Genomic DNA, 21,098 nt, shown 5'->3' on the forward strand with positions numbered 1-21,098 from the left:
CGCCTCTTTATGCTATAGATGTATATTTACAACAATAGATCCCCATCTCTGAAAGAAGATGTAGATTCTCTTGTTTTTCAATGCTTACCCTTCTATCTAGAAGAGGTATTAAATAGTTGGCATGTAGACTTAAATGGTTGTCATCTTTGTATTATCGCCTGCGATTATCTCAGGTGAAAATCACGCAAATAGACATGCCAACATTATTTATCCGAACTGAAATATAACTTTTTAGGAGTTATTAATGAGCAACCGGTTTATTCTGGTCGATCCCCATAAATGTATCGGCTGCAAGACCTGTGAGATTGCCTGCGTCGTGGCCCACAGAGAAGACCCTGATATGGAAGACGTCAATGTTGGGGATTTCACCCCACGCATTCACGTTCTTGAAGCAGGTAAAATCACAGCCGCAGTGACTTGCCGTCAATGCCTCGATTCCCCTTGCGCTAATTCCTGCCCTAATGGTGCCATTAGCCGTGAGCAGGGCGTGATGATTGTTAACCCTGACCAGTGCATTGGTTGCCAGACATGCGTTGTCGCCTGTCCTTTCGGCGCCATGGAAGTCGTTGACTATGCATTGATCCATCGTATGGGTGCCACAACCGTCAAGGCAAAAGCACATAAATGCAACCTCTGTCTCGGCCGCCCAGAGGGTCCAGCCTGCATCCAGCACTGCCCAACAGACGCCCTTCACATTGTTGATCGTGAGCTGCAAGCCAAAATGATCGCTGAGAAGCGTCTACGCACAGCCCTCGAAAACCCATCTTTCTAAGAGGAGATTATTGTTCCTATGAGTATTACCAAAGGGTTTAATCCTCTAACACCAGCTTCTTCCCATGTTGATGGCGAAGAACACCACGTTTCCGTCTGCACCTATTGCGGTGCCGGCTGTAAAATGAACTTGGTCACCAAAAATGGTAAAGTCATCCGTGCCGATGCCATTGATGGTGTTACCAACGAAGGCGAAATGTGCCTTAAAGGCTATTTCGGCTGGGACTTCCTAAACGATACCAAAATTTTGACACCTCGTTTGCGTGATCCAATGATCCGCCGCCAAAAAGGTGCCCCATTTGAGATCGTCAGCTGGGAAGAAGCCATTAAGTTTACAGCAGATAAGCTTAAAGCTATCAAAGCTGCACATGGTCCAAATTCCATCATGTTGACCGGTTCTTCCCGTAGCACAGGCTGCGAAAGTAACTATGTCATGCAGCGTTTCGCACGTGCGGTTATCAACACAAACAATGTTGACTGCTGTGCCCGTGTTTGCCATGCGCCATCCATGGCAGGTCTAGAAGCAACTGTCGGCCGTGGCGCAATGAGTAACTCCATTGCCGGTATTGACGACACAGATTGCGTTTTGATGATCGGTTATAACGGTGCGGAATCCCATCCAATCGTTTTCCGTCGTGTCCTAAAAGCAAAGCAAAAAGGTGCAAAACTGGTCGTTTGCGATCCACGTTTCACTGATTCTGCTCGTGCTGCTGACCAATATGTTCCAATCAAAAACGGTTCCAACATGGCAATCGTTAACTGCTTTGCAGCTATTTTGATTGATGAAGATCTTATTGATCATCAATATATCTCCAAATACACACAAGGTTTTGAAGATTTCAAAGAACGCGTCAAAGACTATCTGCCAGAAAAAATTGAGCACATCACCGGTGTTCCAGCAGAGCAAATGCGTCAAGCAATGCGTACCTACGCCTCAGCTGAAAACGCAACCATTCTTTGGGGTCTCGGCGTTACCCACTTTGAGCAGGGTTCTGACACTGTTGCCGGTCTTGCCGCATTGGCATTGATGACAGGTAACCTTGGTCGTAGAAGCGTTGGTGTTGGTCCTGTCCGTGGACAGAACAACGTCCAGGGTGCCTGTGATATGGGTGTCTGGCCAAGCATGTTCTGTGGCTATCAAAAAGTTACAGACGAAGCGGTTCGCCGTAAATTTGCAAAAGCTTGGAACGTTCCTTACGAAAAAATGGATCCAAACAACGGTACGAAAATTACCGAAGTGCCACATAAAATCCATTCCGGTGAAATTAAAGCTTACTATGTCATGGGTGAAGATCCTGTGCAGACAGAAGCTGGCGGTGCTGAAGAACATTCAGCCTTTAAAGATCTGGAACTGCTTATCGTTCAAGATGTCTTCATGACAAAATCTTGCGAAATCGCAGACGTTATCTTGCCATCCACAACATGGGGTGAGCATGACGGTGTGTTCTGCTCTTCTGACCGTGGTTTCCAACGTTTCTGGAAAGCTGTTGAGCCACCAAAGAACGTTAAACGTGACTGGGAGATCATCAGCTTGCTTGCAACTGAGATGGGCTACCCAATGAGCTATAAAAACGATCAGGCTGTTTGGGACGAAATGCGTAGCCTATGCCCACTTTATGCGGGTATTTCCTACGAGAAAATGGGTGAGCTTGGACATATTCAATGGCCTTGCGAAACCGAAGAAAGCATGGGTTCTGACTTCTTGTTTGAAGGCAACAAATTCCATACTGAAAACGGTAAAGCAAACTTTGTCTTCACCCCATGGCATGCTCCAGCAGAAACACCAGATGCAGATTACCCATTGGTTCTTTGCACGGTTCGTGAAGTTGGACATTACGGTGCCCGTTCTCAGACAGGTAACTGTGCTGCGTTGGATACATTGGCTTCTGAACCAGGATTTGTTCAGCTTAATACCGAAGATGCTGCATCTTACGGCATTAAAGATCAAGAACTTGTCTATGTTCTTTCCCGCCGTGGTAAAATCATTACCAGAGCGAAAGTCAGCGACCGTACCAACAAAGGTGCTTGCTACATGACCTTCCATTGGTGGGTTGGCGCTTGTAACGAAGTGACAGACCAAGCTGTGGATCGTGTTACCAAAACACCTGAAACAAAATATTGCGCCGTTCAATTGGAAAAAATTGCGGATCAAAAATGGGCAGAAGCTCACGCAATTCAGGCTCACGAAGACCTCAAAGCACGTCTCCGTGGTCATATCGATAACGCTATCAGAGCCGCTTAATTTTAAGCCTTTGATTTGTTATCAAAAAGAAGGGATGCCGAGCAATCGGCATCCTTTTTTACTGTCTTGACCATAAATACCTATTGAATCATACTAGATACAAATACTTTTAAAGATCCACTACTTATCCCATACAATTTAATTTATATATCCTTATGAAGCTTTTTATCATGAAAGGAGGGCAGAGATGACAACTGGACAACATTTAATTTCCCTCCTTTACAGTCATATTGAAAAAAATGACGAACAACTTTTTTCAGTTGCCCTCCAAGCCGCTGCTAATGAAGCCCGCCGTGGTCATTCTAAAATTGCACAAGAGATAAAAAAACTCGTTGAAACAGCACGTTTAGAAAAATCTAAACAGCAACCTACACCCACACCTATCATTCAGCCTCGGGGTGAACTGGCAGATCTTTTCTCAGCTTCTTATCCTCAGATACGCCTTGCTTCTATGATTTTGCCAAAAAATTTAGAGGAAAAACTTCAACGTGTTTTATTAGAACAGCGCCAAGCCTATAAATTGCAAAAATATGGTTTTTTTCCTCGAAGGAAACTTCTTTTAACAGGGCCACCAGGCTCTGGGAAAACAATGACAGCGCATGCAATCGCCGGCATGTTAAAATTACCCCTCTTTGTCATTCGTTATGAAACTTTGATGACTCGCTATATGGGAGAGACTGCATCAAAATTAAGACAAATTTTTGATGCAATCTCCGAGGTAAAAGGGGTCTATTTCTTTGATGAATTTGACGCCTTAGGTGCTCGGCGAGATACTGGCAATGATGTTGGAGAAATTAAACGGGTTTTAAATTCGTTTTTACAATTTCTAGAAAATGACGCCTCAACCTCTCTCATTATGGCAGCAACTAATCACCCTAAAACACTGGATACTGCCCTTTTCCGACGTTTTGATGACATTTTAGAATATCATTTTCCAACGAATGAAATTGCTTGTGATATTTTAAAACAAAGGCTTATTTCCTTTTTACCAAAAAAAATGAACTGGGACGGTATTGCACATAAATTAAAAGGACTAAGTCAGGCAGAGCTTGTTAAAGTAGCGGAAGATTGTGCTAAAGAAGCTATTCTTTCGGATAAAAAAACGATCACTAAAAAATTATTACTTAAAATTTTAGAAGAACGGCAAGAAACCCTTAAATGCCGTGGAGAATCTTTACCCTATGGCGCAAACATCTAAACGAAGTTTACCCCTTCTTTTTCCTAAAAATACAGTGGCCTCTTCGTCTCCTTTTTCGCCTTCAAGAAACGGTGGTGGCTCTAGTAACGATGCACTGATACAGCGTAATCGCCGACAACACGCCCAAACCCTAACAAGCGACTTTAAAACATTCTTACAAGAAGCAAAAAAAATCTCCAAAGAGAAGACGACTACTTACTTAACTATGGAAATTGCATCTGAAAAAGCAGATATTTTAGGGAACAATAGCACACCTTTCTTTCCAGAAACCTCAGGCTTAAAACTTGTCAATACCGAGTTTTCTGAGGATGACAGCACAGCTGTTGCTGCAACATTTCTTCTGACAGAAAATGGTAAAAAAGGCTCCTTTCCAAACAAGCTTGAAGAATATGCTTCTTCCAAAATAATCTCAAAAAAGGATGAACAACGCTTTAATGCGATTGAGAGAATTACAGAAACAAAAATCAAAGATCTCTTTTCGGATAAAACAGAATTTCCTATTGATTTAAATCAGCAATTTTGGTGGGAACTCTGGATAAATAAAGAAAGCACCGCTAAAGACACATTCCAAAATATCTTAGCAGCACAGCAGGTACAGATAAGTCAATATCCCGTTTCTTTTGTCGAATCTGACGTTTTTCTCATTTGTGCCAGCATTACACAGCTTCAAAATGCTATTTTTCAGTATCCATCTGTCGTTACCGGCATCCGTAAATATCGAGAAATGAATTCTTTTTTTCTGAACATGAGAAATATAGATCAAAAAGATCGGATGGATGATTTAAAGCAACATATAAGTGTCAATCTTGGCAAAAACTCACCTACCGTCTGTATTTTAGACAGTGGCGTATTTCAAAAACATCCTTTAATTGAGCCTTTTTTAGAAGAAAAAGATTGTCAAACGACGCATCCAGATAAAAGAAATACACAGGATTTGGACGGTCATGGCACAGCGATGGCAGGGACTACGCTTTATGGTGATTTAAGTTTTATTTTAAAAGGTTCGACAACGCTTTCTATCTCATACAACTTAGAATCTCTTAAAATTTATGATCCTTCCGCAACTGCGGAATTAAGTGCCTCTAAAACAAATCAAGCAATTTCTTTAGCTGAAAGCAACGCCCCAAATAGAAAACGCCTTGCCTGTATGGCGCTAACAGATGAGGCAAAAACTCCAGAGCCTTCCTCTTGGTCTGCTGGGGTGGATCACTTAGCTTTTGGGAAGGATAGAAATCCCTATCTTTTTATAATTTCAGCGGGAAATATTTACCCCCCTTATCCCCACGATAAATATCTGGTTAAAAATGATCTTTCTCCAATTCAAAATCCGGCTCAGGCATGGAATGCACTCACCGTGGGAGCCTATACAGAAAAATGCAATATCAACGACCCAAGCCTTGCGGGCTACAAAGCCTTAGCACCTATCGGCGATTTATCCCCTTATTCCTCAACCTCGCTTCTTTGGAATAAAGAATGGCCAATAAAACCCGAAATTGTGATGGAAGGTGGAAATTATGCCATAGAACCTAATAATCCTGATGTTAGCGATGCCTCTGATGATTTGCGTCTCCTGACGACAGCACCTGAACCAAAACCTCATTATCCGCAAAATTATTTTGCCCTACATTCAGATACTTCTGCTGCCACGGCTTTGGCTTCTAAGCTTGCTGCTGAGTTAATGGCAGAGTATCCAGACCTATCCCCGCAAGCTATTCGCTGTCTCATTGTACATTCTGCACGCTGGACATCTCAAATGGAGCAACATTATGCAGGGAAGAATAAAGGGGATTTTCTACCGCTTTTAAGGCGTTATGGGTACGGAGTTCCCTCTTTAGAGCGGGCAAGTAAATGTCTTAAAAATGATGCTACCTTATTGGTTGAAAACGCAATCCAGCCCTTCCCCTCTGGGGCACAAAATAAGAGGAAAAAATCAACCTATCATGAAATGATTTTGCATGATTTACCTTGGCCAAAGGAGACATTAGAAGCTTTAGAAGGAAAAGATGTCAGAATGAGAGTGACGTTAAGCTATTTTATTGAACCGAACCCAAATGTAGCTGCTGTCTCTAAAAAATTTCGGGCACAAGCCTATCGTTCTTTCGGATTGCATTTCGACGTCAAACGCCCTGATGAAACACAAGAGAATTTCAAAAAACGAGTTAACACGAATGAAAGAGCCAAAATCAACTCACCTGATGGGAAAGAGACAACAGAAAGCCCTCAAAAAACTAAAGCTACAAAGTGGAAATTAGGCATACATAACCGCAATAAAGGCTCTATTCATTCCGATATTTGGGAAGGAACCGGCCCAGAGCTAGCAGCTTGCGGACAAATCGCCATTTATCCGGTTGGCGGATGGTGGACTTATCTTCAAAAGGATCAGCATGATGGCGCTAAAGTGGCTTATGCTCTAGCCATATCCTTAGAAACCTCTGAAAACATTGATCTTTATACAGAGATTAAAAACCAGATTGACCATTCCGCAATGATTCAAAACGACATTTTCCTTTAACCAGTAATGTCTCAGGCGATTGAACTTAAAATAACCGGTAAGGTGCAAGGGGTTGGGTTTCGGCCTTTTGTCTTTATGCTGGCACAAGAGCTTGGCTTAAAAGGCCATGTTTTCAATGATTCCGCCGGCGTTACCATTCGTCTCTTTCAGCCTGAAAATCTTCCGCTTTTCTTAAAAAGATTAAAAGAGGAACTTCCTCCTCTTGCGAAAATCGATCAGCTTTCTCAAGCACCTTTTTTTTGGGACGGGAACGAACCTTGTGATTTCAGCATTCAATTCAGCCAAGGCGGCACGGGGTCAAGCGATATTCTCGCAGATGTTGCGACCTGTTCTGACTGTTTGAGGGAAATGAACGATCCGACCGATCGCCGCTATCGCTATCCCTTCCTCAACTGCACAAATTGCGGCCCTCGCTTTACCATTATTAAAGATATGCCCTATGACCGGCCGCAAACCTCAATGGCAGGCTTTCCCCTGTGCAAAGCCTGTGCTGAAGAATATGCCGATCCAAGTAATCGCCGCTTTCATGCGCAGCCTGTTGCCTGTCCCGAATGCGGACCTGAAATTTCTCTCTTTATTTCTCATGATTTATCTATTTTTAAAGGTGAAAAAGCCCTTCAATCAGCCATTTCTGCCCTTAAAGAAGGCAAAATTCTGGCCATCAAAGGCTTAGGCGGCTTTCACCTTGCTTGTTTGGCAACAGAAGACGCACCAATTACCCGACTGAGAGAGCGTAAACATCGCCCCTCAAAACCTTTTGCTGTTATGCTGCCAAATCAAGGCTGGCTTTCCAAAATTTGTGCAGAGAATATGCTGTTCTCTGAAGTTGAGGCGCTTTTAAAATCACCGTCGGCTCCGATTGTGCTGGTGAAAAAAAACAAAAAACGTCTTCTTTCTTCCCTCATTGCACCGCACTTAGAAGAAATTGGAATCATGTTGCCGGCTAATCCGCTTCAGCATTTATTACTTGAAGGAGTCGGCCTGCCCTGCGTTATGACTTCAGGAAATAAATCCGGCTTTGCCCCTGCTTTAAGCAATCAAGCAGCGCTAGAGCAATTAAAAGACATTGCCGATCTCTTTCTTTTCCATGATCGAGAGATTTTAGAACGTGCCGATGATTCCGTTCTCCGTTTCCATGCACAAGGCAAAAAAGAGATTTTACGCCGAGCAAGGGGCTTGGCACCAGATGCGCTCATGGTACCGGAAGGCTTTCCCAAAGATAAAACGATCCTCGCTCTCGGCGGTGATTTAAAAAATAGTTTTTGCCTTTTACATCATGATAAAATTTTCACAGGCCCGCATTTTGGGGACTTAAATCAAGGGAATGTCTTTGAGCAATGGGAAAAAATGTTAGCGAAATTCCCAAAACTCTACCATGCCAGCCCTGAAATTATCGCCCTAGATGCCCATCCCGGCTATCGCTCGCACCAATGGGGCAAAGAGCAAACATTACCCTCTGTCGAAATTTACCATCATCATGCCCATATTGCGACCTGTTTAGGAGAAAATCACCGGCCCCTTCTAGGCGGTAAAATCATTGCGCTGACATTGGATGGGCTGGGTTATGGTGAAAAGGGCGAAATCTGGGGCGGAGAATGTTTTCTGGCTGATTACAAAAATTTTCAGCATTTGGGAGGCTTGCCGCCTGTTCCTTTACTCGGCGGAGATTTAGCCGCCAAAGAACCTTGGCGCAATCTTTTGGCGCAGTTTCATCAATTTGTTCCAGACTGGGAGAGGCTTCCGGAAGCGGAAGAGATTAAAAAACATCCTTATCCTATCCTGTTAAATGCCCTGAAAGCCGGGATTAACGCCCCTCTGGCCTCCTCTTGCGGACGTTTTTTTGAAGCGGTTTCAGCTGCTCTTGGGATTGCCCCCCAGCGCCAGACCTATGAGGGGGAAGCCGCCTGCCTGTTAGAAAGTCTCGCCTGGCAAGCAGAAGAATGTGTCCATCCTGTAAAACTCCCCCTCAAAGGAACCTCTTTCGATTTAGAAATTTTTTGGCAGAGTCTTTTAAATTGGAAAGCCGGAAAGGCAGAAAAAGCATGGGCTTTCCATGATGCGCTTGCAAAAGGATTTGCCGATCTGGCAAAAGATTCTGCACGGAAACATCATCTCACGGATGTCATGCTCAGCGGTGGATGTCTACATAATCTTCTCTTAAAAGAACGTCTGGAAAAACATCTCCACCCTCTAAAGATCCTGACGCATTCTGAGCTTCCTTCCGGCGATGGCGGCATCTCTGTGGGACAGGCTTTAATCGCTTTGGCAAATTTGGAAAAAGATAATAAATGACTTTGAAATTCTCTTGTAAATCTCTCTTATTAAGCCTCTTTCTTTTTCTGCCCCTTTCCGCACTCGCACAACAAGGCGATGTCAGTGTCAGTTTTGATAATGGAGGGCCACCAACTGTCGGACAGCTTGAAGATACGCCCAACGGCCTCTATTTAGACACTCATAACGGACAGTCTTATAAACTTGCCCCCGGACAAAATGAACTGGCAGCTCTTGAGCGACAAAATGCACTTTTAAGGCGCCAAATATTCCAGCAACAGCAATATGAATTACAAATTCAAAGAGAGAGGAAAGCCAGACAAGAGGCTATTGAGACTGAAAAAAGAAATATTGCCATCAGAGAGGAAAATGCGAGGCAAATGGATCATCGGGATCACTGTCATGACCTGTTATGGTCGTGCCAATTACCGACACATCAGAGATCTGTTTGCCAAAGCTTTACGAATGAATGCTCTGATCTCCCTCAGTTTAGCCTCTCTGTTCCTCTTGAAAAGGCTTTAGGAGGAAATGAACAAGATCTTTATCCTGATGGGTACTTACAGCCAAATGGTATTGTTAAAGGTTTTTACGATCAGATTTTGGGATATGTAACACCTGATGATTTTCAATCTGCACTTATCATGGCAGAGACGGCTATGATAGGGGTGCATGATCAACTCCCCGAGACTTTTCCAAAATCTTCAGAGACACACCGCTATAAAGCGAGCGCCTCTGAAATAAAGACATGGCGTGAGAAAACAGAACCACTTGAAAAAAGTAACTATCTCTTTGATCAGATCCTTCGTGAGATGGACTCTGATTTTGAAGGAAAGCTGGATGAAGCTGTTTTTCAAAATGATCGTGACAAAGTCAATCAAGCCAAAGAATTGTTAGAATGGTACAATAAAACTCATCAAGATCACATCAATATTGAACAAAGCATCAATACCTATGCAAGGGATTTGAGCTGCGTCTATTACCGACGTAGCCGCAAGCTGCCAGTATTGGAAGAACGTCTTCATTTCTTAGAAAAATGTGGCCGAGATCCCTGGATTCTAAATCCCAACCGTTTTCAAGGTACGATTAGTGATTGTTATACACTCAATCGTTTCTGCCAAGTACGAATGGCAAATAAATACAAAGAAGAAAATCCCTACTGCAAGACTTTTAAACAAGGGCAGTGTTTAAGCCTTAAAAATAGCGAAATTCCAAATTTTTTTAATCCCCCAGTTCCCCTTTTCTGGCAAACAACGAAAAGTGCCAGAAGCACAGTACACACAGATTATGCAAGTTGCCTTATTGGTGAAAATGCCGTGATTGAGGCGCATGGCTATTTTCTAGGCAAAATTACGGAGGATGGTTTTCTTACCCTCTATCTTCATGGGAAAATCTTGCGAAACATTGCGCAATTCAAACCAGATGGGAAATTGATAAAATATAGTTCCAAATCTCCTATACCGGAAGCGCTAAAACCCACTTTGGACAGTTTTGAAAGATCTTTTCTAGAGAAAAATTTTCAGCATATCAAACCGATTTTAGGGAATGGCATCTTACGGGACTGTGGTAAATATAATCATAAGAATAAAATGGAGATAAATTCTGCCCTCATTTTAACGCCGCAGGGAGAGATCATAAAGGCCGGCTATGGCCTCTATGATCGTGCGCTTTTTGCCTTTGAACAAGCCGATATGCAAAATATGCGACAGGAAAATCACTAAAAGAAAGGCTTTTCAGAGCGCAGATAATTCCCCATAAAAGCGTATCTCTAAAGCCATTTCTAAGATTGAAATTGATCAAATGAATTTAAACATAAAGGCGGCTAAGCCTCTTTTTACCGCCGCTCTTCTGCTTACTTGCACGTCATTTCCTACTTTTTTGCATGCCCAGCAGGTCATTGACGGTTCTACAGGGCAGCCGATGCCCATGCCCAATGGGCAAATTGATAATAGTCCAGGGCCTGTGCAAATCACCTCACAGCCACAGCCCTCTCCTACCCCCCAACAAGATCCTCAACCAGCGCCGCAACAAGATCCCCAACCGGCAAATGGGCAAGCTGATAATAACGCAGGTCAAGATATGGGGTCAGTGCAGCCAAACATTCAAAATAGTCCGGGGCCTGTCCAAATAGCGCCACAGCCACAGCCACAACAACCTGCCCCTCAACAAGATCCCCAGCCAGCACCTCAACAAGATCCAACCCCTGTCTCTCATATAACACCTGAAACGATTGATAATGATTCCGGTCAGGCCATTGCAACGATCTCCTCCAATGGCCAGATTGACAATGCGAACGGACAAGACATCGGCACGCTTCAGTCCAACGGTCAAATTGTCTCTCCTTCGGGGCAGGATATGGGCTCTGTTCAATCCAACGGACAAATTGTTAATGCTTCAGGACAAGTCCTTTTTACCGTTGAAAATAATGGGGACATCTTTAACGATGCAGGCCAAAAAATTGGCACAGTGCAGAACTATGGCACGTCTGATTCCGAGGGAAATGAAAATAATAATTCAGGGCAAACAACGGTGATCTTTGATGGGGATTACCCTGAAACAGGACAGCTTGTCGAAAATTCAGGCGGCCTTTATTTGGATAACCAGTCTGGGCAACGCATTAAGCTTGCCACATCCGGCAGAGAAGAAACCCGCCGAATCAATGAATTATATTACCAAAATAACCGTATCCGTAACGTAGGAGGCCAAAATACAGGCTCTGCCATCATCTTAACAGGTCGTGGCAACTTTAGGAGCCAACCACGAGAGAAGCTCTCATCTGCCAGTTTTTCAGAAGAAAAGCGGAGTGACTGGCCCTCTTGCGCAGAGAATGGCAATATCATGCTCATGACATGGAATGGCCCGATTGCCTTAGGATCGCTTTCCCATCATGGCGTTATTTCCCTTTTTAAAAATGGTAAAATCTTTGCCAATGTCGGCAAAGTCACGCCAGAGGGACACCTGACCAAAGAATATGATAAATATGACAATATCCGCCTGGATATTGATCGGCAGATTATTTCCCTCTTAGAGCGTTTTGATTTTATTGCCCGCATTGATGGCAAAGGGAATTTGTGGCATTGCGGTGCGCATAATGCTAAAAACCACTCCCAAAAAGCCGCTTATATCCTTGAACCGAATGGACATTTTAAATGCCGTACGGAAGGTGAAAAAGAGATGCATCCCTGTGGAGAAATAAAGAAAGAAGATATGAACCTTTTGCATTAATTTTAATCAGGATAATCGCATCATCTCACTTCATTAGAGATTTTTATCAACTGGACGGAAAAGATATGATCTATCAGAAATCTTCTTTCTTCACGCTTTGTCTCTTTTCCGTCTTTTATGTGATTCATCCTAATCTTTCCTTTTCTATGCCCTCCTCTGATTCTGACATTGTGCATGAGGAAGCACAGGAACAAGCTCGCTATTATCAAGACCAGCAAAGGATTAACCAGCTTGAGCGACAAAATCTTGAACTAAAATCGGAAAATCAGAAGCTAAAGACATTAACGCCGCCCAATCCTCCCTCTCTCAAAGAGCAAGCAACGGCTGCCCATAAGGCAGAAAAAGAGGCTCTTGCACGACAAAATGAGAATATCCAAAATTTCTGTCGCCGTCTCTTATGGGCGTGCCAGCTTCCCGATGCACCGCACAAAAACTGCCAAAGATTTACCGATAATTGCGCAGGACTGGAAAAAACCATTGGCGAGATGAAAATCTCCGTCCCGATTGATCTCCCTTTAGGGGAAACGGAGAAATTTCACCCTGTCGGCTATCTCACACCAACAGGCGTCGTGAAAGGCGTTCACCACCATATTTTAGGCTATACCGTACCGGGAGATATTGATTCCGCCCTGATGATGGCGGCCACAGCGAATTTGCAAGATTACGATACGCTGCCGGAAAATTTTCCTCTGACAAGTCCTGCACATCCCTATCGCATCACGCCCCAAAAAAAAAAGATGCTTCGCACAGAAATTATGCCCCATCGTAATGAATGCGGCTTAATGATTGATCAATGTGTCACGCTCAGCAGTGAGAGCGCTGAATGTTTTGCCCATTACAACCGGACATGCGGCCGCCATGTGCCTTATGTCGAAATTTTAAAAAATCTTCGACAGCAATCAGCCTGTGCCAATTATCGAATCAATAATAATCTTGAGCCGTTAAAACGCCTGCAAATGCTCCGGGATTGCGGAAGAGACCCAACCCAAGATCCTGAAAAAGAAAGCTCTTACATGGCCGTGACGGATTGTCATAGTTTAAATCTGCTCTGCCAAGTCAAACAAAATAAAATGCCTTATTGCCAAGCCTTTAGCGAAGGAGAATGTTTAAGCGGGAAAAAGAATAAAATTAAAAAAAGCCTCCCCCACAGAATGCCGTTTTGGGAAGCGCCCGACCCGACCGCTTTGCGCATGGCGCACCCTATCACACAATGGCCTGACTGCTCTGTGCCCGGAAATATTATTCTAGAGACCCCTCATAATGTCCAAAATTATCTTTTAGGCCGGATTACGAACAAAGGCGCTCTTTCCCTCTATACCGAAGGAGAAATCCTCAGAGATGCGGCACAAATCGATGCAAAAGGCCATCTTGTTACGCTTTCACAAGATCCAACCCACCGTGCGCTTCTCAAACATTTTCAAAGAATAGAGCGAATTGCGGCAGATGGCACGCTATGGAAATGCCATCGAGAGAATAATGCTGAAAAAATCAAACGTTTTCTGACCCCGCAAGGGGCACTTTTTAACGTGATGTCAGATTGGAGCGGTAATCTGCACTATGAGGCACAATTCGGCTTTAAAGCCGCTGACATGGCCTCTATGCGGCAGGAAACATCCGCCCTGCCGCTTTCCCCTTAAATTAACGGGATTCTGCTTCAGAGACCAAAGTTTGGAAACTGATCTCTTCGCCAATATATTCTTTACGGTTTGGAATCATTTGAAGATCATAAGGAAAGCGTTTGATCGTTGCCTTTTCTTCCAGACCAAGGGATTTCACTTTGTCCATTGCTGTTTTCGCAGAAAGAAAAATAATCCGGCGAGGATCGTCACGCAAACCATCGATATCAATGCAGGCGAAATCTTCGCCAGAAATAAGAGACGTCAAACCAAGCTTATCTTCTTTAACGCCAATAAGTTCATAACAGGACATTTCTAAAACTCCTTATGTCTATCCTGAGGATTATTCCTCTTTTTCGTTCTCAAGCTAGCATTGAAAAGGAAAAGGCGAATAGAGGCCTGAAAAGATTCTTTTTTTTAAACGTAAAAATATACGCCGCTCTCTTCCGCCCTCTTAGGAAATCAGCTAAAAGAAAAATATGCTAAATTATAAATTTATTCATACCAATCGGCGGGCTTTTTGCCTCCTCCTTGCCCTCATTACTTTAAATATTGCCGCTTGGATTTTAGCACTGCGTTTTTTTAGCCACTATCCAACTTTGTTCGCCTCTGCCTTTCTGGCCTATGGGTTTGGATTGCGCCATGCTGTGGATGCCGATCATATTGCGGCTATTGATAATGTCACACGCAAATTAATGCAGCAGGGGCAAGTCCCGATCGGCGTTGGCGCCTTTTTCTCCTTAGGTCATTCCTCCATCGTGATTTTAGCCTGTGCGGCTATTGCGGCGACCTCTATGGCTTTTCAAACACAAATGGGATGGCTACATGATTACGGCTCCATTATCGGGACGCTGGTTTCTGCGCTTTTTCTGCTTACTATGGCGCTCTTTAACGTCCTGATTTTTAGGGGCGTTTTTAAGCGTTTTCGACAAATCAAAAAGGGTGAATCTCTCCAAGAGTCCGATTTAAGAGCGCTGGAAAATGTGACCCCAACAGGCATAATGGGCTGGATGTACCGTTTTGCCTTTAAATTTGTCACCCAAAGCTGGCAAATGTATCTGATTGGTTTTCTTTTTGGGCTGGGTTTCGATACAGCAACCGAAGTTGGTCTCTTAGGCATTTCAGCCTCAGGGGTTCATTCCGGCCTTTCGGTTTGGTCGATTATGATTTTTCCACTCTTATTTGCCAGCGGCATGGCCCTCATCGACAGTTTAGATAATTTTGTGATGATCGGTGCCTATGGATGGGCCTTTAAACATCCTATTCGCAAGCTCTATTATAATATGACCATTACGATGGCGAGTGCTCTGGTTGCGCTCTTTATCGGTGGATTAGAGGCGCTGAGTCTTTTGGCAGATCAATTTCATCTCCAAGGAGGTATTTGGGATTTTATCGGCAATTTAAGCGAAAATATGGGAATGGTCGGCTATAGTGTCATTGCGCTCTTTATCTTTTTCTGGATGGCCTCAACCCTTTATTATCGTTTTAAAAATTACGATCATCTGGAAATTCAGGCCATAAAAAAAGGCTAAGTCTATTTAGATCTAGCCTTTTTCTTTTCAAGATCGAACCGCTTTTAAAAGCCGCCTGTTCGATTCATTTTTTATGGCTTTCAAAAAGACCTGTTACCGCATGAGAGGCTTTTGAAACGCCGTTAGACACAGCGCTACTTGCAGCATGTGTGCCTTTTTTAATACCTTGATGGGTTTCATGCAGGGCTTTTTTTGTCCCCTGATGTGTCTCGTGCAAAGCAGATTTTGTGGCTTGATGCGTCTCATGCAAAGCAGATTTTGTTGCCTGATGCGTTTCATGCGCAACAGAAGCATTTTCTGACTTAACGTCTGACTGCGCCTCTGCTGTACTGTCTTGCGCAAAAGCGTTTCCCACAACAAAACTGGCGCCTAAGAACACGGCTCCACAAGAAAGAAAAAATTTTTTCATGCCGAAATACCCCTAAATTTACATAATGAAGAAAACATTAAAGCTGGCTTTATACGAAAAAGAAAGAGCGAAAAACCAGATGCTGAAATGGCCTTTAATTTCCGCCAATCTTGCCAAAGAAATTTGCAACGGCACTGCTCCCTTTTGAGACACCGTCTGCAATAGAGCTTGTCACAAAATTTGTTCCCTCTTTAATCCCATTACTCGTACCATGCACAATCGCTTTGGTACCCTGATGGGTATCATGCAAAATGGATCGCGTGGCTTGATGTGTATTATGGGCGAGCGAATGTTCTGTTGGGTCCTCATGCACTCTTTTTGCGCCAATCGCATTTTTATCGCCTTGCGTCTCTCCCTGTCCTGTTTTGGGCGTGAGTTTTTCTTGATCTTGCGTTTCCAAAAGATCATCCCGACTAGAAAGATCTGCAAAAGCATTTGCCGTATAAGAAAAAAGCGTGAGAGAACAAAGGGTAAGAAAGATTCTAGATTTTTTCATAAATTAACTTTCTTAAATCACAGAGGGTCAACAACATCCGAGAAAGATGTCTGCTTTATAGCGCATCTCTATGAGAAATAGAAATAATAGAGATTATCTTCCATAAGTCATTATGATGAAATTTATGTATAAGCGACATTTTCTTTTGAAGAAAATTTCAATGATTAAAAAACTTTCCCAATCAAAAAGCGTACAAGAGATGCTTTAAACGCATAATTTTAAATAAAAGCGCATCTCAACGTAAAAGATGACAATAAAAGGCAAATAAAAAGGCGAAGTGAAAACTATCCCTCCGCCCTTTCAAAATCAATTTAAAAAAAATTAAATCAATGCTTCCAGACGTTCAACATCTTGCTCAGCCAGCATCATTGATTTCTGGGCTTCAAAAGAATTAAGATTCTCCTGCTTACTTTTCAAAAAAGAAACTTCCCCTGCCCTTCCGTCAAAATCATTCGAAATTTCAGCCGTTCCAATACGGTTACGGCTAAGATTGGAAAGAAGTGAGCCGCCTGTAAGTTGATCTTCATTCGGTAAAAGACCCGTTTTAAGAATCCCAACGACCGAATGCCACAGCATCATGTAACCCGCCTCTCGGAGCTTTTTCTGATCGGCTTTGGCGCTCTCATCACCAAGCGTATTTGCACGCTCATACATCGCCTCAAGTGTCTGATTACCAATCGCCATCATAGAGCGGTAAAGATAAAGATCCTCCCAGCGTTTAACAATGTCCTCGCCATCACCAACCGTCCATAAATTGGCAAGGAATTCAGCGAAAACAGGGAACAGTTTTAAAGAACGCACCCGCGTCTCAAGGGTAATACGTCCTGTTGGCGCCAGTCGCTCCAATGTTTTCACATAGGAGGGATGCTGCAAGCCCCAATCAACATAACTATCCCAGAGCAAACGGAGGCGATCATGCAAACCCTTCCAGCCATCTTGACGTGTATCGAATGATCTAGACGCACGACCCGTTAGAATCCGAAGACGCTCTTTCTCAGCATATGTCGCCAAATCGCTTTTAATGTACAAATAAACCGCATTTAATAAATCATCTTTATGTGAAAAATGATTAAAAATGGTTCCTTCAGAAACACCTGCTTCCTGGGCAATTTGACGGGTGGATGCCGTTAAACCCTGCTCAGCAACAATATCAACAGCAGCTTTTAAAATTGCCTGTTTTTTTGCCTCAGGTGCTCGGCTAAAACGCGAACACATATATATCCCCCCAAATAGAACATATTTAAACTCTGATTTTTTTTTGCTGAAATTTCTCTAAGGTTTTGAAAACGAAATAATGTCCCCCCTAAATTTCCCAGCCATTATCTCATTGGCAAAATATGAAGATCACAAAGATCCCTAAGAGAAATTTCAGTTTATAAAACTATAACTAAAATTCTCTATTGGAAAGTGTTTCAAAACTAAAATGATAATAAAAATCTAAAAAATTTATGTAGTATTACATAATTACAACATCAAAAACCTGTAAATCTAAATAAGAAAAATGTGAATACATATTATTTTTAAATATTTGAGTCTGAACTTTATATATAATTCAAATAAATCTGTTAATTATTAATGAATATTTTTGTAAATTGCAAATTACTTCCTTTTATTTGAAATAAGATTAATTTAGTACTCTTTTGTTTAAAACATACCTTTAAACAAAGAAGGAAAAGTCATTTTTTAATAACGTTAATAAAATAGCATTGGCGGATGAAGCTTGCTTTCTCAATCACTCTCTGCCACTAAGAAATGACGTGCGATATCAAACAAAAAGAAGTAACCCCAACAAGGATCAAAAAATAAGCCACATCATTTTATGGAGATTTTTCTTTCCTGCTCTGTGCCTGTTTATTTTTCATTCTGAATTTTTATGATGAAATTATCTTCTGCCTTTTCTCTTTCTTCATCCGAAAAATCTCTTCCCATCCTGTCTTTGGGGTTTCTTCTTGCCGGCTTTTTAAGCCCTGCCCTTGCTGAAAATCAGCAGATCTCTTCTCCCTCGCCCCTCATTGATCAAAAAATGATCAAGCGCGGCGATCCTGTTGCTGAGGCGGAAATCGATAAAAGATTCAACAGCAATCCCAATACAAGAGGCCTGCGTAATATCCTCTATGCCTATATTCCTGATCTTTTAAAACAATGCCCGACATGGGATTCCGAAATGCGGGATTGGCATCGTTGCGAAGCCGTTGTACCTGTTGCGGATGTTGTGAATTTCCGTAATAAATTGCGCAAAGAGCCTCTTAACACCCGTATTCAGCAATGGTTCTTTCTCGATGCGATCGGCGGCATTGAACGCCCCAATGACGACATGGTGCGGGTAAAATCCTTTCTGTCAAAATATTTTGCCAAAATTATTCTGCACGAACTTCATGATGATAATGGCTGGTGCTATGGGCCATCTTGGGTCGGGCACTCCCAAAAAGCCTGGATGCCTTGTGCAGAGATTCCTCCCTTTGAAACACGCACTTTGCCGCAATGGGCGCTGTATACGCCGCCTAAAAATCACCCCCGCCCGACATGGCCGGGGACTTTTGACGATAGCCTCCCTGACGAGGCAGGCCCGATGGAAGTCCCTGCCAAAATTATTGAGCAAGCCGCAAAACCGACAAAGCCAACAGGCAATTTAACCAAAAGCTATAAAGGGGAGGATGATAATCTCGCCTCCCTGCCAGCTTTGCCGGCACATAAAGCGCCCATTGATCCCTCTGTCCTGTTACAGCGTGCAGAACAAATTGCCAGCTCAAAAGATGGCGCAGCTCTCCTCGCCCAAGCTCTGGACGGCAATCCTGCGGAACGTCAACAAGCGCTTGAACAGGCTGCACAAACATTAAATATGAGTCCTGCAGAAGTTTTACAAACCGCACAGGCCTTAAAATCCTCACCGCAAGGCATGCTCATTTTACAGCAAATTCAGCAATTAGCGAGCGCCTCCCCTGATGAACGTCAGCAAAGTCTCAAGCAAGTTGCTGGAATGCTTGGGGTGAAGCCGCAAGAGGCACAACAAGCCGCTCAAAATATAGCGGACAATCTTTCTCAACAAGCTGGAAAACATCCAGAAACCACCCAGCAGCTCTTAGATCAAGCGAAAAAATTCGTTGCGGATCCACAAGTGATCCAACATGCAAAAAATGCCCTTAATGCGCATACGGATACAGATACGCTTAAAGAAGTTGCGCAATCCCCCGATGGTGAAGAGGCGCTTTCTCAAGTATCAAACTTCATTCACAATGCGCAGCAAGAAAATGCACAACCTTCCAAAGAGGATTTGAAACAATCCGACACAGGCGTTTTTGAAATTGATGCGCATGATGCCAACCGCAAGGAGGCGAATGCCGGCGGTGAACGTGACTTACTTTCCTACCCGCATCCAGACGACGACCATCCTGGAATTGGCGAGGGAAATTACGGCAATATGGAAGACCCCAACAGCAAAGGGGCACAATTTGCCTCTCACAGCGCAAGCAATACGCCGCAGGATGAACAAAATCTACACAATCCTGCCAGTGCAGCAAACAACCCTAATGAAGACGGTATTGCACCAAGCAGCTCGCATGATGTGGATATGTCAGACATGTCCAACATGCCTGAAAGCTTACCAACACCGGCACAGAAAACGAATTATCACAATCCAAGCCCCTTTGCCGGTGACGAAACATCTTCGCCACAGTCCGAAGAGACAAATGCTCAAAATGAAACGCGGCGCAACACAGTAGCCTCTTCGAATACTGCCCCAGAAAATTGGCAGGACGAGGCTTTTGGAGGTGGGCAAAGTGCCAATCCTTATGGCAATGCGAATTTTGCGCCAAAACAGGAGACCGCTCCGCCTCAAGGAGAAAATAGCCCCCCACAGCACCAGAATTTAGGGGAAATCGGCGAGCATACACAAGGTGAGGCGATCGTGAACGGCCAAAAAGTCGTCCCACAGCCTTATCAAAAAACACAAGCCCCTTCCCCAAGCCAACCCATCCCGGCGAAAACACAGAAAAAGAAATTAAAAATCATTACCGAAAATGACGATAATGACAGTGAAGACAACAACAGTGAATGGAAAGTTATCAAAAGATAGGCTTGACAAAAAATCCTCTTGTTTCTCTCTTTTGAACAAGATAAATTTTAGACATCATTACAAAGGCTATATTTCAAATATGACAACATCTTCTTTCGATCCTATTCGTCACCAGCTCCTAGATGTGCTTGAGGATGTGTATCCTTCTCCATTGGCTCTCGAGGATGTTGCCTTATCTGCGCCTTTTGACCCTTACGATTCTACTGTTTTAGAAATCCTGTACGCCCTACAGGAAGAGGGACTTACCACCAAAAACAGTGTTCAAAAAGAGGAAGATGGCCGAATCATATGGCATCAACCCGCCATTACCAGCCGCGGCATTGACTATCTTGCCAGTCACAGCAATATGAGCCACACCCTTGAGGCTGGAACACAACGTGTTCAAGAGGCCTGCTTACAGCCCATTCTCAAAGAGGCGCTTTTGCTTACGGAAGCCCTCTCTATGGAGGAGAAAAAAGCCTATTTTGAACGAATCAAAAAGGGCTCGGAAGCCGATTTACTTGAAATTGCAAAAGAGCTTGAGGCAAAAGATATTCTTAAACATAGCAACGCCTGTTTCTAAGAAAAAATACTTTCATTAAGAGAAAAATTCCCATTCTTTTAGCGTGGGAATTTTTTTGCTTTTTAAATGAGTTTGAACTTATTTAAAAATACCTCTTGCGTAGAATAAGCTTTTTTGCTAACATTGCGTAGGTATAACTTTATCTCAAGTTTTCCAAAAAACCAAAGATGCCTCCTATATCCTTAGCAAAGGCGC

Annotated in this window: 15 protein-coding genes; 11 read left to right on the forward strand and 4 right to left on the reverse strand. The window is 43.2% G+C overall.

Annotated elements, in window-relative coordinates:
* The first annotated feature begins 244 nt into the window (after nucleotides 1–244).
* The 8 genes from FAI41_03715 (at nucleotide 245) to FAI41_03750 (ending at nucleotide 13,853) form a co-directional block, all read left to right on the forward strand.
* Entirely contained in the window at nucleotides 245–772 is a 528-nt protein-coding gene (locus FAI41_03715; protein ID QCE32759.1) for a 4Fe-4S dicluster domain-containing protein, read from the forward strand.
* An 18-nt stretch (nucleotides 773–790) separates the two neighbouring features.
* Nucleotides 791–3,013 carry a formate dehydrogenase subunit alpha gene (locus tag FAI41_03720; GenBank protein ID QCE32760.1) on the forward strand — a complete coding sequence of 741 codons (2,223 nt, stop codon included), beginning with the start codon at nucleotides 791–793 and terminating at the stop codon, nucleotides 3,011–3,013.
* 187 nt (nucleotides 3,014–3,200) lie between these two features.
* The gene (locus FAI41_03725) at nucleotides 3,201–4,211 is read left to right on the forward strand and encodes an ATP-binding protein (GenBank protein QCE32761.1); all 1,011 of its coding nucleotides are present in this window, start codon (nucleotides 3,201–3,203) and stop codon (nucleotides 4,209–4,211) included.
* Nucleotides 4,195–6,723, forward strand: coding sequence for a S8 family peptidase (locus FAI41_03730; GenBank protein ID QCE32762.1), 2,529 nt, complete (start codon nucleotides 4,195–4,197; stop codon nucleotides 6,721–6,723). The genes FAI41_03725 and FAI41_03730 overlap by 17 nt, the downstream gene beginning before the upstream one ends.
* 6 nt (nucleotides 6,724–6,729) lie before the next feature.
* Nucleotides 6,730–9,015, forward strand: coding sequence for a carbamoyltransferase HypF (gene hypF / locus FAI41_03735; GenBank protein QCE32763.1), 2,286 nt, complete (start codon nucleotides 6,730–6,732; stop codon nucleotides 9,013–9,015).
* Nucleotides 9,012–10,712 carry a hypothetical protein gene (locus FAI41_03740; protein QCE32764.1) on the forward strand — a complete coding sequence of 567 codons (1,701 nt, stop codon included), beginning with the start codon at nucleotides 9,012–9,014 and terminating at the stop codon, nucleotides 10,710–10,712. Before hypF ends, FAI41_03740 begins: the two co-directional genes overlap by 4 nt.
* Nucleotides 10,713–10,791: 79 nt before the next feature.
* Entirely contained in the window at nucleotides 10,792–12,216 is a 1,425-nt protein-coding gene (locus tag FAI41_03745) for a hypothetical protein (GenBank protein QCE32765.1), read from the forward strand.
* A 65-nt stretch (nucleotides 12,217–12,281) separates the two neighbouring features.
* Entirely contained in the window at nucleotides 12,282–13,853 is a 1,572-nt protein-coding gene (locus FAI41_03750) for a hypothetical protein (GenBank protein QCE32766.1), read from the forward strand.
* Between the two features lies 1 nt (nucleotide 13,854).
* On the opposite strand, the gene FAI41_03755 is transcribed toward FAI41_03750, so the two are convergent.
* A complete protein-coding gene (locus tag FAI41_03755; protein QCE32767.1) occupies nucleotides 13,855–14,145 on the reverse strand; it encodes a hypothetical protein in 291 nt (96 codons plus the stop codon).
* A gap of 166 nt (nucleotides 14,146–14,311) precedes the next feature.
* Here FAI41_03755 and FAI41_03760 point away from each other — a divergent pair, with 166 nt between their 5' ends.
* Entirely contained in the window at nucleotides 14,312–15,364 is a 1,053-nt protein-coding gene (locus FAI41_03760) for a HoxN/HupN/NixA family nickel/cobalt transporter (GenBank protein QCE32768.1), read from the forward strand.
* Between the two features lie 64 nt (nucleotides 15,365–15,428).
* Here the strand turns inward: FAI41_03760 and FAI41_03765 are convergent, their stop codons facing one another.
* The 3 genes from FAI41_03765 to FAI41_03775 form a co-directional block, all read right to left on the reverse strand.
* Nucleotides 15,429–15,773, reverse strand: coding sequence for a hypothetical protein (locus tag FAI41_03765; protein ID QCE32769.1), 345 nt, complete (start codon nucleotides 15,771–15,773; stop codon nucleotides 15,429–15,431).
* A gap of 94 nt (nucleotides 15,774–15,867) precedes the next feature.
* Nucleotides 15,868–16,269 (reverse strand): hypothetical protein, encoded by a 402-nt coding sequence (locus FAI41_03770; GenBank protein ID QCE32770.1) that lies wholly within the window; start codon nucleotides 16,267–16,269, stop codon nucleotides 15,868–15,870.
* 321 nt (nucleotides 16,270–16,590) lie between these two features.
* Nucleotides 16,591–17,484, reverse strand: coding sequence for a TetR/AcrR family transcriptional regulator (locus FAI41_03775; GenBank protein ID QCE32771.1), 894 nt, complete (start codon nucleotides 17,482–17,484; stop codon nucleotides 16,591–16,593).
* 658 nt (nucleotides 17,485–18,142) lie between these two features.
* Between FAI41_03775 and FAI41_03780 the strand changes: the two genes are divergently transcribed.
* Nucleotides 18,143–20,341 carry a hypothetical protein gene (locus FAI41_03780; GenBank protein ID QCE32772.1) on the forward strand — a complete coding sequence of 733 codons (2,199 nt, stop codon included), beginning with the start codon at nucleotides 18,143–18,145 and terminating at the stop codon, nucleotides 20,339–20,341.
* Nucleotides 20,342–20,420: 79 nt separating this feature from the next.
* Nucleotides 20,421–20,903 carry a hypothetical protein gene (locus FAI41_03785; GenBank protein ID QCE32773.1) on the forward strand — a complete coding sequence of 161 codons (483 nt, stop codon included), beginning with the start codon at nucleotides 20,421–20,423 and terminating at the stop codon, nucleotides 20,901–20,903.
* The last annotated feature ends 195 nt before the right edge of the window (nucleotides 20,904–21,098 follow it).

It is taken from the genome of Acetobacteraceae bacterium, from assembly GCA_004843165.1.
Classification (GTDB): domain Bacteria; phylum Pseudomonadota; class Alphaproteobacteria; order Acetobacterales; family Acetobacteraceae.

What these genes read in the sequence shown, in the direction of transcription:
- FAI41_03785 (QCE32773.1), top strand. Translation starts at nt 20,421, where the DNA reads ATGACAACATCTTCTTTCGATCCTATTCGTCACCAGCTCCTAGATGTG.
- FAI41_03760 (QCE32768.1), top strand. Translation starts at nt 14,312, where the DNA reads ATGCTAAATTATAAATTTATTCATACCAATCGGCGGGCTTTTTGCCTC.
- hypF (QCE32763.1), top strand. Translation starts at nt 6,730, where the DNA reads ATGTCTCAGGCGATTGAACTTAAAATAACCGGTAAGGTGCAAGGGGTT.
- FAI41_03740 (QCE32764.1), top strand. Translation starts at nt 9,012, where the DNA reads ATGACTTTGAAATTCTCTTGTAAATCTCTCTTATTAAGCCTCTTTCTT.
- FAI41_03770 (QCE32770.1), bottom strand. Translation starts at nt 16,269, where the DNA reads ATGAAAAAATCTAGAATCTTTCTTACCCTTTGTTCTCTCACGCTTTTT.
- FAI41_03755 (QCE32767.1), bottom strand. Translation starts at nt 14,145, where the DNA reads ATGTCCTGTTATGAACTTATTGGCGTTAAAGAAGATAAGCTTGGTTTG.
- FAI41_03725 (QCE32761.1), top strand. Translation starts at nt 3,201, where the DNA reads ATGACAACTGGACAACATTTAATTTCCCTCCTTTACAGTCATATTGAA.
- FAI41_03720 (QCE32760.1), top strand. Translation starts at nt 791, where the DNA reads ATGAGTATTACCAAAGGGTTTAATCCTCTAACACCAGCTTCTTCCCAT.
- FAI41_03715 (QCE32759.1), top strand. Translation starts at nt 245, where the DNA reads ATGAGCAACCGGTTTATTCTGGTCGATCCCCATAAATGTATCGGCTGC.
- FAI41_03775 (QCE32771.1), bottom strand. Translation starts at nt 17,484, where the DNA reads ATGTGTTCGCGTTTTAGCCGAGCACCTGAGGCAAAAAAACAGGCAATT.
- FAI41_03750 (QCE32766.1), top strand. Translation starts at nt 12,282, where the DNA reads ATGATCTATCAGAAATCTTCTTTCTTCACGCTTTGTCTCTTTTCCGTC.
- FAI41_03745 (QCE32765.1), top strand. Translation starts at nt 10,792, where the DNA reads ATGAATTTAAACATAAAGGCGGCTAAGCCTCTTTTTACCGCCGCTCTT.
- FAI41_03765 (QCE32769.1), bottom strand. Translation starts at nt 15,773, where the DNA reads ATGAAAAAATTTTTTCTTTCTTGTGGAGCCGTGTTCTTAGGCGCCAGT.
- FAI41_03730 (QCE32762.1), top strand. Translation starts at nt 4,195, where the DNA reads ATGGCGCAAACATCTAAACGAAGTTTACCCCTTCTTTTTCCTAAAAAT.
- FAI41_03780 (QCE32772.1), top strand. Translation starts at nt 18,143, where the DNA reads ATGATGAAATTATCTTCTGCCTTTTCTCTTTCTTCATCCGAAAAATCT.